Source organism: Mycobacteriales bacterium (genome assembly GCA_035995165.1).
Classification (GTDB): Bacteria; Actinomycetota; Actinomycetes; order Mycobacteriales; family CADCTP01; genus CADCTP01.
Map to the genome: position 1 here is coordinate 1 of DASYKU010000106.1, position 12,856 is coordinate 12,856.

15 protein-coding genes are annotated in these 12,856 nt (G+C 73.8%); 10 read left to right on the plus strand and 5 right to left on the minus strand.

Annotation, left to right across the window (positions count from 1 at the left end):
* Positions 1–398 precede the first annotated feature (398 nt).
* The 5 genes from VGP36_17925 (at position 399) to VGP36_17945 (ending at position 2,444) form a co-directional block, all read left to right on the plus strand.
* Entirely contained in the window at positions 399–701 is a 303-nt protein-coding gene (locus tag VGP36_17925; protein HEV7656595.1) for a hypothetical protein, read from the plus strand.
* Positions 698–955: a DUF4229 domain-containing protein gene (locus VGP36_17930; protein HEV7656596.1), complete on the plus strand. Its 258-nt coding sequence runs from the start codon at positions 698–700 to the stop codon at positions 953–955. Before VGP36_17925 ends, VGP36_17930 begins: the two co-directional genes overlap by 4 nt.
* Before the next feature lie 69 nt (positions 956–1,024).
* Positions 1,025–1,468, plus strand: coding sequence for a hypothetical protein (locus tag VGP36_17935; protein HEV7656597.1), 444 nt, complete (start codon positions 1,025–1,027; stop codon positions 1,466–1,468).
* A 29-nt stretch (positions 1,469–1,497) separates the two neighbouring features.
* Positions 1,498–1,911, plus strand: coding sequence for a phage holin family protein (locus VGP36_17940; GenBank protein HEV7656598.1), 414 nt, complete (start codon positions 1,498–1,500; stop codon positions 1,909–1,911).
* Positions 1,887–2,444, plus strand: coding sequence for a DUF3618 domain-containing protein (locus VGP36_17945; GenBank protein ID HEV7656599.1), 558 nt, complete (start codon positions 1,887–1,889; stop codon positions 2,442–2,444). The genes VGP36_17940 and VGP36_17945 overlap by 25 nt, the downstream gene beginning before the upstream one ends.
* A 39-nt stretch (positions 2,445–2,483) precedes the next feature.
* Here the strand turns inward: VGP36_17945 and VGP36_17950 are convergent, their stop codons facing one another.
* Positions 2,484–3,185, minus strand: coding sequence for a TetR/AcrR family transcriptional regulator (locus VGP36_17950; GenBank protein ID HEV7656600.1), 702 nt, complete (start codon positions 3,183–3,185; stop codon positions 2,484–2,486).
* A 44-nt stretch (positions 3,186–3,229) separates the two neighbouring features.
* On the opposite strand from VGP36_17950, the gene VGP36_17955 reads away from it, so the two are divergent.
* Together VGP36_17955 and VGP36_17960 are read left to right on the plus strand one after the other, a co-directional pair.
* Positions 3,230–4,189 (plus strand): ATP-binding cassette domain-containing protein, encoded by a 960-nt coding sequence (locus tag VGP36_17955; protein HEV7656601.1) that lies wholly within the window; start codon positions 3,230–3,232, stop codon positions 4,187–4,189.
* On the plus strand, positions 4,186–4,998 hold the full coding sequence (locus tag VGP36_17960; GenBank protein ID HEV7656602.1) for an ABC transporter permease: 813 nt from the start codon (positions 4,186–4,188) through the stop codon (positions 4,996–4,998). Before VGP36_17955 ends, VGP36_17960 begins: the two co-directional genes overlap by 4 nt.
* 64 nt (positions 4,999–5,062) lie before the next feature.
* Here VGP36_17960 and VGP36_17965 read toward each other — a convergent pair whose 3' ends face one another.
* Positions 5,063–5,416, minus strand: coding sequence for a hypothetical protein (locus VGP36_17965; protein HEV7656603.1), 354 nt, complete (start codon positions 5,414–5,416; stop codon positions 5,063–5,065).
* A gap of 83 nt (positions 5,417–5,499) precedes the next feature.
* Here VGP36_17965 and VGP36_17970 point away from each other — a divergent pair, with 83 nt between their 5' ends.
* Together VGP36_17970 and VGP36_17975 are read left to right on the plus strand one after the other, a co-directional pair.
* Entirely contained in the window at positions 5,500–7,248 is a 1,749-nt protein-coding gene (locus VGP36_17970; GenBank protein ID HEV7656604.1) for a protein kinase, read from the plus strand.
* Between the two features lie 70 nt (positions 7,249–7,318).
* Positions 7,319–8,251: a phosphotransferase gene (locus tag VGP36_17975; GenBank protein ID HEV7656605.1), complete on the plus strand. Its 933-nt coding sequence runs from the start codon at positions 7,319–7,321 to the stop codon at positions 8,249–8,251.
* Between the two features lie 2 nt (positions 8,252–8,253).
* Here VGP36_17975 and VGP36_17980 read toward each other — a convergent pair whose 3' ends face one another.
* Both VGP36_17980 and VGP36_17985 read right to left on the minus strand, forming a co-directional pair.
* Positions 8,254–9,147 carry a hypothetical protein gene (locus VGP36_17980; GenBank protein HEV7656606.1) on the minus strand — a complete coding sequence of 298 codons (894 nt, stop codon included), beginning with the start codon at positions 9,145–9,147 and terminating at the stop codon, positions 8,254–8,256.
* Positions 9,148–9,200: 53 nt separating this feature from the next.
* Positions 9,201–10,682, minus strand: a complete 1,482-nt coding sequence (locus VGP36_17985; GenBank protein ID HEV7656607.1) for an LCP family protein — start codon at positions 10,680–10,682, stop codon at positions 9,201–9,203.
* An 88-nt stretch (positions 10,683–10,770) separates the two neighbouring features.
* Between VGP36_17985 and VGP36_17990 the strand changes: the two genes are divergently transcribed.
* Complete coding sequence (locus tag VGP36_17990) at positions 10,771–11,469, plus strand: demethylmenaquinone methyltransferase (protein HEV7656608.1); 699 nt, start codon at positions 10,771–10,773, stop codon at positions 11,467–11,469.
* A gap of 558 nt (positions 11,470–12,027) precedes the next feature.
* Here VGP36_17990 and ispG read toward each other — a convergent pair.
* On the minus strand, positions 12,028–12,856 hold an 829-nt coding region (gene ispG / locus VGP36_17995; protein HEV7656609.1), incomplete at its 5' end, for a flavodoxin-dependent (E)-4-hydroxy-3-methylbut-2-enyl-diphosphate synthase.

The following is a 12,856-nucleotide window of genomic DNA, read 5'->3' on the forward strand; positions in this document are numbered from 1 at the left end:
CGCACGGTTCGCGGCCGTCGGGGGCGATCACGCCGGAACGACAGGTCCTCGAGCCGCTCGTTCCTGGACCGCCGGTACGCGGAGCAACAGGCGGCGCGTCGTCGGCACCGCTGCTGCCGGCGGTGTATCGGCGACGGTCACCGGCAGCGCTGCGAGGGTCTGTGCGGCGCCAGGATCCGGTGCAGCGTCAGGATCCGGTGCAGCGTCAGGATCCGGTGCGGCGTCAGGATCCGGGGTCGCAGCGGGGGGCGGTACGCCGCGAACCGGTGCCGCGCCGGGATCCCGCGCCGGCGTATTCGCCGGTCGGCGGTCCGTCACTCCATCGGCCGGGTGCCGATACGGCCGTCGTCGCGGCAGGGCGGCCGCGGGGGAGCCGGCTGGCGTGGGTGTGGGCGGGCGTGGGGGTCGGGACGGCGTTGGCGGCGGCGGTGGATCGGGTGGTCGGAGGGTGGGACGGCCGGCCGGCGGTGTATCTGCTGGTGTTGTTCGCGTTGCCGTTCTGGGACGGGTTGCCGGCCCGGGTGTCGGGCCGGGTCGCGGTGCTGGCGGCGATGGTGCTCGGCGTCGCCGCGCTCTGGCTCGCGCTCGCCGCCGCCGGTACGGAGAGCTGGTGGCGCGGCGAGATCGCGTACGGGCTGGCCTGCGCGATCGTGGGGACGGTCCACGCGCTGACGACCGGACGCCGTACCGTAGAGGCGTGAAGTCCGCCGCCGCCTACACCGCCGGCCGGGTGCTCGTGTTCGCCGTGCTGGTGGGCCTGGGCTGGCTGGCCGGTCTGCGCGGCTTCCTGGTCGTGTTCGTCGCCCTCCTGCTGAGCATCCCGGTGTCGTACTTCTTCCTGGCCCGGCAGCGCAACGCGATGGCCGCCGACGTGGAGCGCAAGGTGACCGACCGGCGGGCCCGCCGGGAGGACCTGCGATCCCAGCTGCGCGGGGACGACGAACCCCACAGCTGACCGAGGGTTTCCGATTACTCCTCCGGGTAGTTAAGCGTCACGGACTGACGCGGACCCGGAAGGACCACCATGACCAACCCAGCCCCGATGGGCGGGGACGAGCGACCTCGGCTCGACGTCGACCCGCCGACAGTTGATCTGACGCTGCCGGCCGACCCGGTGGCGCCTCCGCTGGAGCCGACCCCGGCCTACGACTCACTTACCGAGGAGACGGCCCAGGAGCCGGTCTGGGAGCCGACCCAGGAGACGGCCCAGGAGCCGGTCTGGGAGCCGACGCAGGAGACGGCCCGAGGGTCGGCCTGGGAGCCGGCCCAGGAGCCGGCCTGGGAGCCGACCCGGGAGACCGTGCTCGCCCCCGAGGCCGACTACGCGCTGGCCCCGGACCCGGGTGGGTCGGGTCCGCTGGCGCAGGTGAAGGCATTCGCGGCGGACAAGCCGGCCGTCTTCCTCGGCATCGCGCTGGCCACCGGCTGGCTGGTCGGCAAGCTCCTGTCCTCCGATGACGACGACTGACCCCGAGAGCTGAGGTGACGGACGTGGCAATGCAGGCTGGAGAGCCGGCGGCGAAGGCGAGGGCGGCGAGCGCGTCCCCCGGCCAGCTCGCCTCCGAGGTCGCGAAGGACATGTCGACGCTGGTGCGGCAGGAGGTCGCGCTGGCCAAGGCGGAACTGGAGCAGGAGGCCAAGACGGCCGGTACGGCGGTGGGCGCCTTCGGCGGCGCCGGCTTCGCCGGCTACTTCGTGCTGGTGTTCCTCTCGCTGGCCGGGATGTGGGCGCTCGGGTCGCAGCTGGCGCTGGGCTGGGCCGCGCTGATCGTGGCCGGCGTGTGGGCGGTGATCGCCGCGGTGTTCGCGGTGGTCGGCCGCAGCAAGCTCAAGGCGTTCAGCCCGAAGCCGGAGCGCACGATCGAGACGGTGAAGGAGGACGTCCAGTGGGCGAAGACCCGGAACAGCTAGAGCGCGACATCGAGGCGACCCGGGCCAAGCTCGGGTCGGACATCGACGCCCTCGAGGAGAAGATCAACCCGAAGAAGGTCGCCCACCGCACGGTGGAGAACGCCAAGGAGAAGGCGGCCGAGGTCAAGGACAAGGTCCTCGACGCGGCCGGGCAGGCCAAGGACAAGGTCACGGCCAAGGCCGGCGAGGCCAAGCACAAGGCGACCTCGGACGACGGACCCGGCGCCGGCGGTCCGGGCCTGGGCGAGAAGGTCGCCGGCCTGGCCGGCACGGTGAAGGAGAAGACCGCGCCGCTGGTCGACACGGCCAGGGAGAAGGCCGCTCCGCTGGTGGCGAAGGCGACCCCGATGGCCGAGTCGGTCAAGGAGAAGGCCGCCGTACGGTCCGGGCTCGACCCGCAGACCGCCGACACCAAGCAGGTCGCCACGGCGGTCGCCGGCGGCGCCTGGGCCACGCTGCAGGCGCAGGTCCGGCGCAACCCGATCGCGGTCGGTGCGGGCGCGTTCGTGATCGGCGTGCTGCTCGGCCGCTAGGCAGCAGGTGGGAGAACGCCCGGAATCCCGGGCGTTCTCTCATGTCAGGCCGAGCCCGGCGCCCAGCCCGTCCAGCACGTAGCCGAGCCGGCGCTCGAAGACCACGTCCGGATCCGGGTAGTCCTCGGCGTCCCGCACGATCCGCTCCAGGTACGGGTGGTCGCCGGTCGCGATCAGCGCGCCCAGGTACGGCGCCATCCGGGCCCGCCACTCGTCCTCGCTGAACCCGGTGGAGCGCTGCGCCATCCGCTCGGACAGCTCCGACTGCACGAACCCGACCACGAACGACCGTACGGTCTGGTCCATGTCCAGGACCTGGTCGATGGACAGGCCCGGCTGGTCCAGCCGTGCCAGCGAGCCCTCCAGCCAGGCCACCATGTTCGGGCCCATCGCGGGGCGCGAGGCCGGGCCGGTCATCGCCATCCACGGGTGCCGCAGCGCCAGCGCGCGGGTCTGCCGGGCCTGCTGGGTGAGCAGCCCGCGCCAGCCCGGCACCGCCCCGTCCAGCGTGATCTCGCCGAGCACCTGGTCGACCATGAGGTCGACGAGCTCCTCCCGGGTCGCCACGTACCGGTAGAGGGACATCGTCCCGACCCCCAGCGACGCCGCGACCGCGCGCATGGTGACCGCGTCCAGTCCGCTGGCGTCCGCGAGCCGGACCGCCGCCTGCGCGACCGCGTCGTGGCTGAGCACGCGACCGCGCCCGCCGTCCCGGACGCGGGTCCAGAGCAGCTCCTCCATGGCACCTCCTTGCGTACACCGTACGCCAGTCGTACGTTGTACGCATGACACGTACGATGTACTCAGCAGCGGTCGAGGTCGTCGGTCTCCGGAAACGGTACGGCCGGACCGAGGCGTTGCAGGGCTTGGACCTGCATGTCCCGACCGGCACGGTGTGCGGCCTGCTCGGTCCGAACGGGGCCGGCAAGACCACTGTGGTCAAGATCCTGGCCACCCTGGTCCGGCCGGACGCCGGGCGGGCGGTCGTGGCCGGGTTCGACGTGGCCGGGCAGCCGGAGCGGGTCCGGGAGCGAATCGGGCTGGCCGGGCAGCACGCGGCCGTGGACGAGAAGCTCACCGGGCGGCAGAACCTGCGGCTGTTCGGGCGGCTGCACCACCTCGGGGAGCGGCGGGCCCGGGCGGTGACCGAGGAGCTGCTGGAGCGGTTCGGGCTGGTGGACGCGGCGAACCGGCTGGTCTCGACGTACTCGGGCGGGATGCGGCGGCGGCTCGACCTGGCCGCCAGCCTGCTGGTCGCACCGGCGGTGCTGTTCCTGGACGAGCCCACCACCGGGCTGGACCCGCGCAGCCGGGGCGAGGTCTGGGAGGCGGTCCGCGACCTGGTCCGCGGCGGTACGACCGTGCTGCTGACCACGCAGTACCTGGACGAGGCCGACCGGCTGGCCGACGCGATCGCGGTCGTCGACTCCGGCCGGGTGATCGCGTCCGGGACGCCGCCGGAGCTCAAGGCCAAGGTCGGCGGCGACCGGCTCGAGGTGGTGGTGGCCGACCCGGCCACCCTGGGCGCGACGGCGGCGGCACTGACCGCGGTCACCGGGGCGGAGGCACTGGTCGAGCCGGAGCTGACCCGGGTCAGCGTGCCGGCCGGGCAGGGTTCGGCCGCGCTCACCGGTGCCGTGCTGGCGCTGGAGGCGGCGCAGATCGCGACCGAGGACGTGACGCTGCGGCGGCCGACCCTGGACGACGTCTTCCTGCAGCTGACCGGGACGGGGGTGGCGGCATGAGCGCGACGACGACCGGGAGCCGGCTGGGCTGGGCCGCGCGGGACGCCTGGGCGCTGACCCGGCGCGAGCTCGGCCACCTGCAGCACCAGCCGGGCGAGCTGATCGGGGTGGTGGCGTTCCCGGGCGTGATGGTGCTGCTGTTCGGCTACGTGTTCGGCAGCGCGATCCAGGTGCCCGGCGGCGGCAACTACCGCGAGTACCTGATGCCGGGGCTGTTCGCGATGACCGCGCTGACCGGGGTGCTGGCGAACGCGCTGCTGGTGTCCAAGGACGTGGCCGGGGGCGTGCTGGACCGGTTCCGGTCGATGCCGATGGCGCGCTCGGCCGTACCACTCGGGCGGCTGCTGACCGACCTGCTGACCAGCGTGGTCGCACTGGCGATCATCACCCTGATCGGGCTGGCCACCGGCTGGCAGCCGCACCGGGGGATCGGGCCCGCGGCGGCCGCGTTCGGGTTGATCCTGCTGCTGCGGTTCGCGCTGAGCTGGGCCGGCGTGCTGATCGGGCTGTCGGTCACGCCGGAGGCGGCGGACACCCTGGTGCCGCTGGTCTTCCCGCTCTCGATGCTGTCCAACAGCTTCGTGCCGACCGGGGCGATGCCGGGCTGGCTGCGGCTGATCTCGGAGTGGAACCCGCTCAGCGCGCTGGTGCAGGCCTGCCGGCAGCTGTTCGGCAACCCGGCCGCGGTGCCCGCGCACCCGAGCCTGCCGGTGGAGCACCCGTACCTGTTCACGCTCGGGTGGTCGGGGCTGCTGCTGGCGGTGTTCGTGCCGCTCGCGGTCCGCGCGTACGTCCGCCGGGATCGCTGAGCGCGGCGAGCGCGGCCGCCGCGCTCAGTGCAGGACTTCGCGGATCGGTGGAGGACTTCGCGGATCAGCGCAGGGCGGCGCGGATCAGCGGGAGCTGGGCCGGGATCCGGGCCCAGCTGCCGGCCGCCAGGGCCAGCCGCTTCGGGCTCGGCTTCCGGCGCGCGGCCGCGGTCGTGTCCAGCGCCATCTGGACATGCCCGGCCAGGAACCCGGTGAGCATGGCGGCGCTGGCCGGCCCGGCCCAGCGCTGCCGGCGCAGCAGCCCGGCCGCGCAGACGAGCTCGGCCACGCCGGAGGCGTAGATGACCGCGTCGTGGGCCGGCAGCATCCGCGGCACCAGCGGCCGGAAGAACTTCGGCTGCACGAAGTGCGCGATCCCGCTCGTGACGAAGGCGCCGGCGACAACTCGGTGATCCACGCCGGAATCGTACGGGGGAACGTGCGGCTGCTCCCCACCGTCTCGGTACGGGACACTGAGCGCACCCGGCGGGAGGGGCAGTGGTGACCGGCATCGACGGCAGTCCCCGGCTCGGCGCGGTCGCGCCGCTGCAGCCGGGCGATCCGCCGTCGGTCGGGCGGTACGTGCTGTCCGGCCGGCTCGGCGCCGGCGGCATGGGCACGGTCTACCTGGGCCGGGCGGCCGCGGGTGGTCCGCTGGTCGCGGTCAAGGTCGTGCACCCGGAGCTGGCCGACGACCCGGAGTTCCGGGCCCGGTTCGCGGACGAGGTGGCGGCGGCCCGGCGGGTGGCGCCGTTCTGCACCGCGCGGGTGGTGGACGCGGATCCGTCGGCGACGCCGCCGTACCTGGTCACGGAGTTCGTCGACGGTGTGCCGCTGAGCGTCGCGGTGGCCGATGGCGGGCCGCTGGACGAGTCGACGCTGCACGGTGTCGCGCTCGGGGTCGCGGCGGCTCTGTCGGCCGTACACGCGGCGGGAGTAGTGCACCGTGATCTGAAGCCGGGCAACGTGCTGCTGTCGTTGTCGGGGCCGCGGGTGATCGACTTCGGCATCGCCCGGGCGCTGGATGTGGCCCGGCAGCACACTCAGGCCGGGATGCTGGTCGGCACGCCCGGCTGGATGTCGCCGGAGCAGTTCCGCGGCGGGGCGGTCGGGCCGGCTGCGGACGTGTTCAGCTGGGGCAGCCTGGTGGCGTACGCGGCGACCGGGCGCAATCCCTGGTCGGCCGCGGCGACCGGCCCCTCGCTGTCACCGGCCGAGCAGGCCCACCGGATCCTGCACGGCGAGCCGACGCTGTCCGGGCTGTCCGGGTCGCTGCGACGGCTGGTCGAGTCCGCGCTGGTCAAGGACCCGGCGCGGCGGCCGACGGCGCGGCAGTTGGTGGACGCGCTGCTCGGCGGGCCGGTCGGGACCGGCGACCCGACCCGGGCCGCGGCGACCGCACTCCAGCAGACCTGGAACCACGCCGCCGTCCCACCCGCCGCCTTCCCGCAGCACCGCGGACCCGGTCAGGGACCCGCGGGGCCAGGGGTACGGGCGGGGCGGCCGCCGGGGCCGGCGCCGTGGGCGGCGCCGCCGACCCGGGCGCTGCCGGTGAGGCAGCCCAACCCGACCCGGGTGATGCCCCCGGCCGGCGCCCGGCCCGGAACGCCGCCGGCCGACGCCCGGCGCGGGACGGCGGGGGCTCACCCCGCAACGCCTCCGGCCGGGAGTCCTCCGGTCAAGGCCGCCGGGCGGAAGCGGCGTCCGCCCCCACCGCCGATCCCGACGATCGACGTCCAGCCCCGCCCGCGGAAGCGGCGCTGGTACCTGCGCAAGCGGCTGGTGATCCCGCTCGGCCTGCTCGCGGTGATCGTGCTGCTGGCGAACCGGGACGGCAGTACGCCGACGCCCGCCCGCGGCTCCCAGCTCGGCAAGGCGGTCCGGGACGGCAACCTCGAGTTCGTCGTCACCCAGGTGCGCTGCGGCGTCGCGCAGATCGGCAGCGGCCTGGCCAAGCGCACCGCCGACGGGCAGTACTGCCTGGCCGACATGCGGGTCCGCAACGTCAAGGACAGCAGCCGCACGCTCGTCCCGCTGGTGGAGAAGCTCGTCGACACCGGCGGCGACAAGCACAGCGCCGACCTGAGCGCGCTGGTGATCATCCGCAACCAGACCCTCTGGGAGAAGATCGACCCGGGGGAGCAGGTCAGCGGCACGATGGTGTTCGACATCCCACGCGGCCTGAAGGCTCGGTCGCTGGAGCTGCACGACGGCATCGCGTCCGGCGGGGTCACCGTACGGCTGCGCTAGACACCCGCAGCTACCCTCGCACGATGGCCGACATCGTTCCCGACCTCGCCCGGACCGCGCCGGCGGCCGGATGAGCTCCCCGCTGTCCGGCCTGGTCGGCGGGGCCGAGGTGGTGCCGCTGTCCGGCGGCTACTCCGGGGAGACCTTCCTGGTCACCGGTGCCGCCGAGCAGGCCGTCCTCCGGCTCTACGCGCGGCAGCCGAGCCGGGCCGCGATCGACCAGGCCCTGCTGGAGCGGCTGCGCGGGCTGCTGCCGGTGCCGCGGGTGCTGGAGGCCGTGACGGTCCCGGACCGCGCCGGGCGGCCGCCGTTCCTGCTGCTGGAGGCGCTGCCGGGGGACCGGCTGGACATGGTGCTGCCGGCCGCGGACGAGCCGCTGCGGCGCCGGCTGGGGGAGGCGGTGGCCGGGGTGCTCACGCTGCTGGCGACCGAGCGGATGCCGCGGGCGGGGATGTTCCTCGACGCCGGCCTCGACCCCGTTCCGTTCCCCGCCGGGGCGGGGGACCAGGCCGGGTTCCTGGCCGCGAACCGGGACGCGCCGTTCTTCGCCGACCTGAGCACCGGGGACTACGAGGCGCTGCGCTCGGTGGCCCGGCGGGCGGCGATGGCGGCGGCCCGGTCCAGCCGGATCGCCCTGGTGCACGCGGATTTCAACCCCAAGAACCTGCTCGTGGACCCGGCCACCGGCGGGGTCACCGGCGTGCTGGACTGGGAGTTCGCGTACGCCGGGGCCCCGCTGGGGGACCTCGGCAACCTGCTGCGGTTCGAGGAGGACCCGGTCTTCGCCGGCGCCGTCGCCGCCGCGTACGTCGACCGCGCCCCGGACGTCCCGGCCGACTGGCTGGAGACCGCCCGCGCCCTGGACCTGTACGCGCTGATCGACCTGTCCGCCCGGGACACCAAGGACACCGACAACCCGGTCGTGGCGGGCGCCCGCGAGCTCCTGCGGGCCACCGCCCGGACCCGCAGCCTCGCCGCCGAACGGCCCGACCTGTTCGGCTGAGGTCAGACGCAGATCACGGACGCGATCGTGTACCACTCGTCCGTCAGGTTGACCTTCGACTTGTGGGTCTCGACGTAGGTCGAGCGCTGGTCGGCGTCGGGGATGAGGTCGTGCAGCCAGATCCAGCCGTGGGCGTTGTCGGAGACGGTCTCGAAGCCGCTGCCGGTGCCCAGCGGCTTGGCCTGGCCGCAGCTGACCCACATGCGGTTCCCGTGGTCCAGCGTGAACGGGTACCAGGCCTCGTCCAGCTCCCCGTCCGGCATCGCCGCGCAGACCGCGTACGCCTCGGTGGTCCAGTCCTTCTTCTCGCCCACCGGCTGGACCCCGTTGGTCCAGGCGACCACGCCCGTCCGGCTCTGGTTGGTGAACATCGACTCGAGCTCGACGTGCCGCTCCCGCTCGACCGACGCCCGGGCGCCCATCCCGATGACCTGCGTCCCCTTCGGGCAGAACGCGACCGCGGTCCGCAGCTGCGAGCCCGGCACGACCGCTGTGGACGCGGCGGTCACGTAGGTCAGGCCGGCCGGTGCCGCCGCACAGATCGCGTACACGATCAGCCGCCAGGGCTCGGCGCCCTGCGGCATGTACGCGCCGGCCTCGAACCGGTTGAGCTGCTGGTCCGGCCGCAGCAGCTCGATCCGGCCGACCTCCGGGCCGTCGATCTCCGCTCCGCCGCTGATCACCACGGTGCCCTCGGGGCAGGCGACGTGGTGCTGCTTGGTCGGGGTGAGGTCCTTCTGGGTCCAGTGCGCGACCCGCTGGCTGCCCTTCAGCCCGGCGGCGGCCGGGTCGGCCACCGCGACCAGGCCGGTGAGGGCGGCGAGCACGGACAGGGTGGCGACGGCGAGCCGCCGTACGGCGCCGGGCATGGCGTCCTCCGCGGGGTGGGACAGCACTCACCCACAGGAAGACACACTCAAGCCCGTACCAACAGGGCCCGAAGGGCAGATCAGCCGAGGCTGCAGGCGGCCTTCACGTCGACCGGGGAGGACGAGGCCGCCGCCTGCGCCGCCGAGGAGCTCGGCCTGGGCGTGGTCGGCTTCGGCCGGGCCGAGGTGGTCGCCGCCGCCGTCGGGGACGCGCTCGTGGACGGCGTCGCGGCCGGCTTGGCCAGCGCGTCCTTCACCAGGCGGCGGATCTTCGCATAGTCCGGGTTGGCCGTGCTGATCACCGGCGGCACGAACGCGAGGCTGCGGACGGTGGACCCGCCGTGCATCTGGTCGCCGAGGGTGATGAGGTCCGGCAGGACCGAGCGCGGGATGTCGGTCTCGGCCAGCTTCTTCGTCGCCGAGGACAGGTCCTGGAAGTGCTTGAGCACGGTGAGCGGGCTGACCTGCTGGACCATCGCGCCGATCAGGCAGCGCTGCCGCAGCATCCGGTCGTAGTCGGTGCCGTCCCGGCGCGATCGCGCGTACCACTGGGCGTCGGTGCCGGACAGGTGCCGGACCCCCGGCTCGAGGTAGCCGGTCGGCGGCACCCGGGTGCCGTCCGCGAGCAGGCCGCCGATGGGCAGCCGCTGGGTGACGTTCACGGTCACCCCGCCGACCGCGTCGATGAACTCGTTGAAGCCCTCGAGGTTGACCATCGCGAAGTAGTCGATCGGGATGCCCAGGATGTACGAGGTGACCTGCTTGATCGCCTGCGCGCCCCGGTCCCGGGCCCCCTTGAGCAGGTCGGGCTCGTTGGTGACGAACTGGTAGACGCCGTTGAGCAGGTCCGGGAACCCGTTCGGCCAGGCGTTGCGCAGCGGTCCCGGCGGCAGCGCGACCTTCTGCAGGTTGCGCGGCAGGCTGAACAGGGTCACGTCGCCGGTGTGGGTGTCGATGCTGGCCGCGACCACGCTGTCGGTCCGGGTGCCGGTGCGGTCCGGGCCGGCGTCGCTGGCCAGCAGCAGGATCGTGACCCGGTCCCGGCCGGCGAAGGGCTGCTTCGAGTCGCCGGCGCCGTCCTTGCCGGCGGCCAGGCCGGAGTTCGGGTCCTCCTCCGGGAAGAGGTTGGTGACCAGGTCCCGCTGCAGGTACGCGTACCGCGCGACGGCGACCGGCGGGGCGGCGACCAGCAGGCTGAGCACGGCCAGCCCGAGGATCACCCCGACCTGGGCGACGCCGGTCGTGCGGACCGGCCCGAGCACCCGGTAGGACCCGGTGACGAGGACCACCCAGGCGACCGCGATGACCAGCGCGACAGCGATGATCAGCGTCAGCCAGCCCGGCTGGACGGCGATCCGCAGCAGCTGGGAACGGGAGGTCGTCAGCGCCAGGACGGCCGCGGCGACGAGCAGCGCGACGGCGATCGAGAAGATGATGACGGCGGCCCGGCGGCGCCCGGAGATCCAGTGCGCGAGGCCCGGCACCACGGCGGAGGCCCAGGTCAGGGCCATCGAGCGGCCCGGCGGGCGGCCCGCGGACCTGGTCGAGGGATGCGCGTGCATCTGGCGGGCTCCACCCTTTCCCGGGCCGACGGCCCTCGGACAACCTACCCGCCGATCCTGTGTTCTAAGGATCGGTCAGGATGACTCGGTGACCAGGGCCTCGCTGGACAAGCAACCGCACGACGTCGCCGCGATGTTCGACGGCGTCGCCCGCCGCTACGACCGGACGAACACGATCCTGTCCGGAGGTCTCGACCGCGGCTGGCGGAAGGCCACCGGGGCCGCCCTCGAACTCCGGCCGGAGGACACGGTGCTGGATCTGGCCGCCGGCACCGCGGTCTCCACGGTACAACTCGGATCTTGCGGCGCTACCGCTGTGGCCTGCGACTTCTCCCTCGGGATGCTCAAGGCGGGTAAAGCCCGGGGCCGGACGGTGCCGATGGTGGCCGGGGACGCGCTGGCGCTGCCGTTCGCAGACGGCGCCTTCGACGCGGTCACGATCTCCTTCGGCCTGCGCAACGTCGCCGACGTGGACCGGGCGCTGGCGGAGCTGGCCCGGGTGACCCGCCCGGGCGGCCGGCTGGTGGTGTGTGAGTTCAGTCGCCCCACCTGGGCGCCGTGGCGGACCGTGTACACGGAGTACCTCATGCGGGCCTTGCCGCCGGTCGCCCGCCGCGTCTCCAGCAACCCGGACGCGTACGTCTACCTGGCCGAGTCGATCCGGGCCTGGCCCGACCAGGCCGCGCTCGCGAGCCGGATCGGGGCCGTGGGCTGGCAGGACGTGGGCTGGCGCGACCTCACCGGCGGGATCGTCGCGCTGCACCGCGCCCGCAAGCCGCTGTCCTAGCCTGACCCGCGGGGTCGGGTGCGGGCGGCTCAGCCCGCCCGGTACGCGACCGGGCGGCCCAGGCCGGAGAGGTCCTCGGACCAGGCCGAGCGGCGCCCGCTCGATCGCGCCGCCGGCCCGGTGCTGTTCTTTCTTGTCCGTGCATGGCTTGCCGAGGCTCCGTCCGCCCATCTCGGCCCCCGGCAGTCCCCGGAAGCCCGAGCCCGGTCTCGCCCGGGCCGAGATGAGGAGCCGCACCCTGCGGCAACGGGGCGATCGAGAGCCGACGCCGCCAGGAGTTAAGCCCGGGGGACTCGCCGGCGGGAGGGTGTCCTCCGAAACAGGTACGACCTCGAGTGGTAATTGCTACTGGTAGTGGTAGGTCCCCGGAGGGATGGTCGACTCCGCGCGCGGACCGAGCGGGGATGGTCTCAACCGGATCGAGTCGGGCACCGTGGTCGGCTGTCAGGAAGCCGGCCCGGCGGAGCAGGCATCCGGGGAGCGGCAGCGCTCGGGAGAAGCGCGGCGTGCGGCGAAGGCCGGACCCGACGACGGGTCCGGCCTTCCGGGCAGCGAGGTTCAGGAGACGCTGACGACCGGTTCGCCGGACGTCGCGCCCTCGTCTTCCATGTCCTCGGCGAGGCGCATCGCCTCTTCGATGAGGGTCTCGACGATCTGCGCCTCGGGGACGGTCTTGATGACCTCGCCGCGGACGAAGATCTGGCCCTTCCCGTTGCCGGAGGCGACGCCGAGGTCGGCTTCCCGGGCTTCGCCCGGACCGTTCACGACGCAGCCCATGACCGCGACGCGCAGCGGGACCGTCATCCCGTCGAGCCCGGCTGTCACCTTCTCGGCCAGCGTGTAGACGTCGACCTGGGCCCGTCCGCAGGACGGGCAGGAGACGATCTCCAGCTTGCGCGGGCGCAGGTTGAGCGACTGCAGGATCTGGATGCCGACCTTGACCTCCTCGACCGGAGGCGCGGACAGCGAGACCCGGATCGTGTCGCCGATCCCCTGGGACAGCAGCGCCCCGAACGCGGTCGCCGACTTGATCGTGCCCTGGAACGCCGGCCCGGCCTCGGTGACGCCGAGGTGCAGCGGGTAGTCGCACGCCTCGGCCAGCAGCTCGTACGCGCGGACCATGACGACCGGGTCGTTGTGCTTGACCGAGATCTTGAAGTCGCGGAAGTCGTGCTCCTCGAACAGCGCGGCCTCGTTCAGCGCGGACTCGACCAGCGCCTCCGGGGTGGCCTTGCCGTACTTGGCCAGCAGGCGCTTGTCCAGGGAGCCGGCGTTGACGCCGATCCGCAGCGAGACCCCGGCGGCCTGGGCGGCCCGGGCGATCTCGCCGACCCGGTCGTCGAAGGCCTTGATGTTGCCGGGGTTGACCCGAACGGCCGCGCAGCCG

Excerpts from the sequence above, each read along its gene's own strand:
- VGP36_17985 (HEV7656607.1), bottom strand. The coding sequence starts at position 10,682 with ATGCACGCGCATCCCTCGACCAGGTCCGCGGGCCGCCCGCCGGGCCGC.
- VGP36_17935 (HEV7656597.1), top strand. The coding sequence starts at position 1,025 with ATGACCAACCCAGCCCCGATGGGCGGGGACGAGCGACCTCGGCTCGAC.
- VGP36_17940 (HEV7656598.1), top strand. The coding sequence starts at position 1,498 with ATGCAGGCTGGAGAGCCGGCGGCGAAGGCGAGGGCGGCGAGCGCGTCC.
- VGP36_17955 (HEV7656601.1), top strand. The coding sequence starts at position 3,230 with ATGACACGTACGATGTACTCAGCAGCGGTCGAGGTCGTCGGTCTCCGG.
- VGP36_17960 (HEV7656602.1), top strand. The coding sequence starts at position 4,186 with ATGAGCGCGACGACGACCGGGAGCCGGCTGGGCTGGGCCGCGCGGGAC.
- VGP36_17950 (HEV7656600.1), bottom strand. The coding sequence starts at position 3,185 with ATGGAGGAGCTGCTCTGGACCCGCGTCCGGGACGGCGGGCGCGGTCGC.
- VGP36_17975 (HEV7656605.1), top strand. The coding sequence starts at position 7,319 with ATGAGCTCCCCGCTGTCCGGCCTGGTCGGCGGGGCCGAGGTGGTGCCG.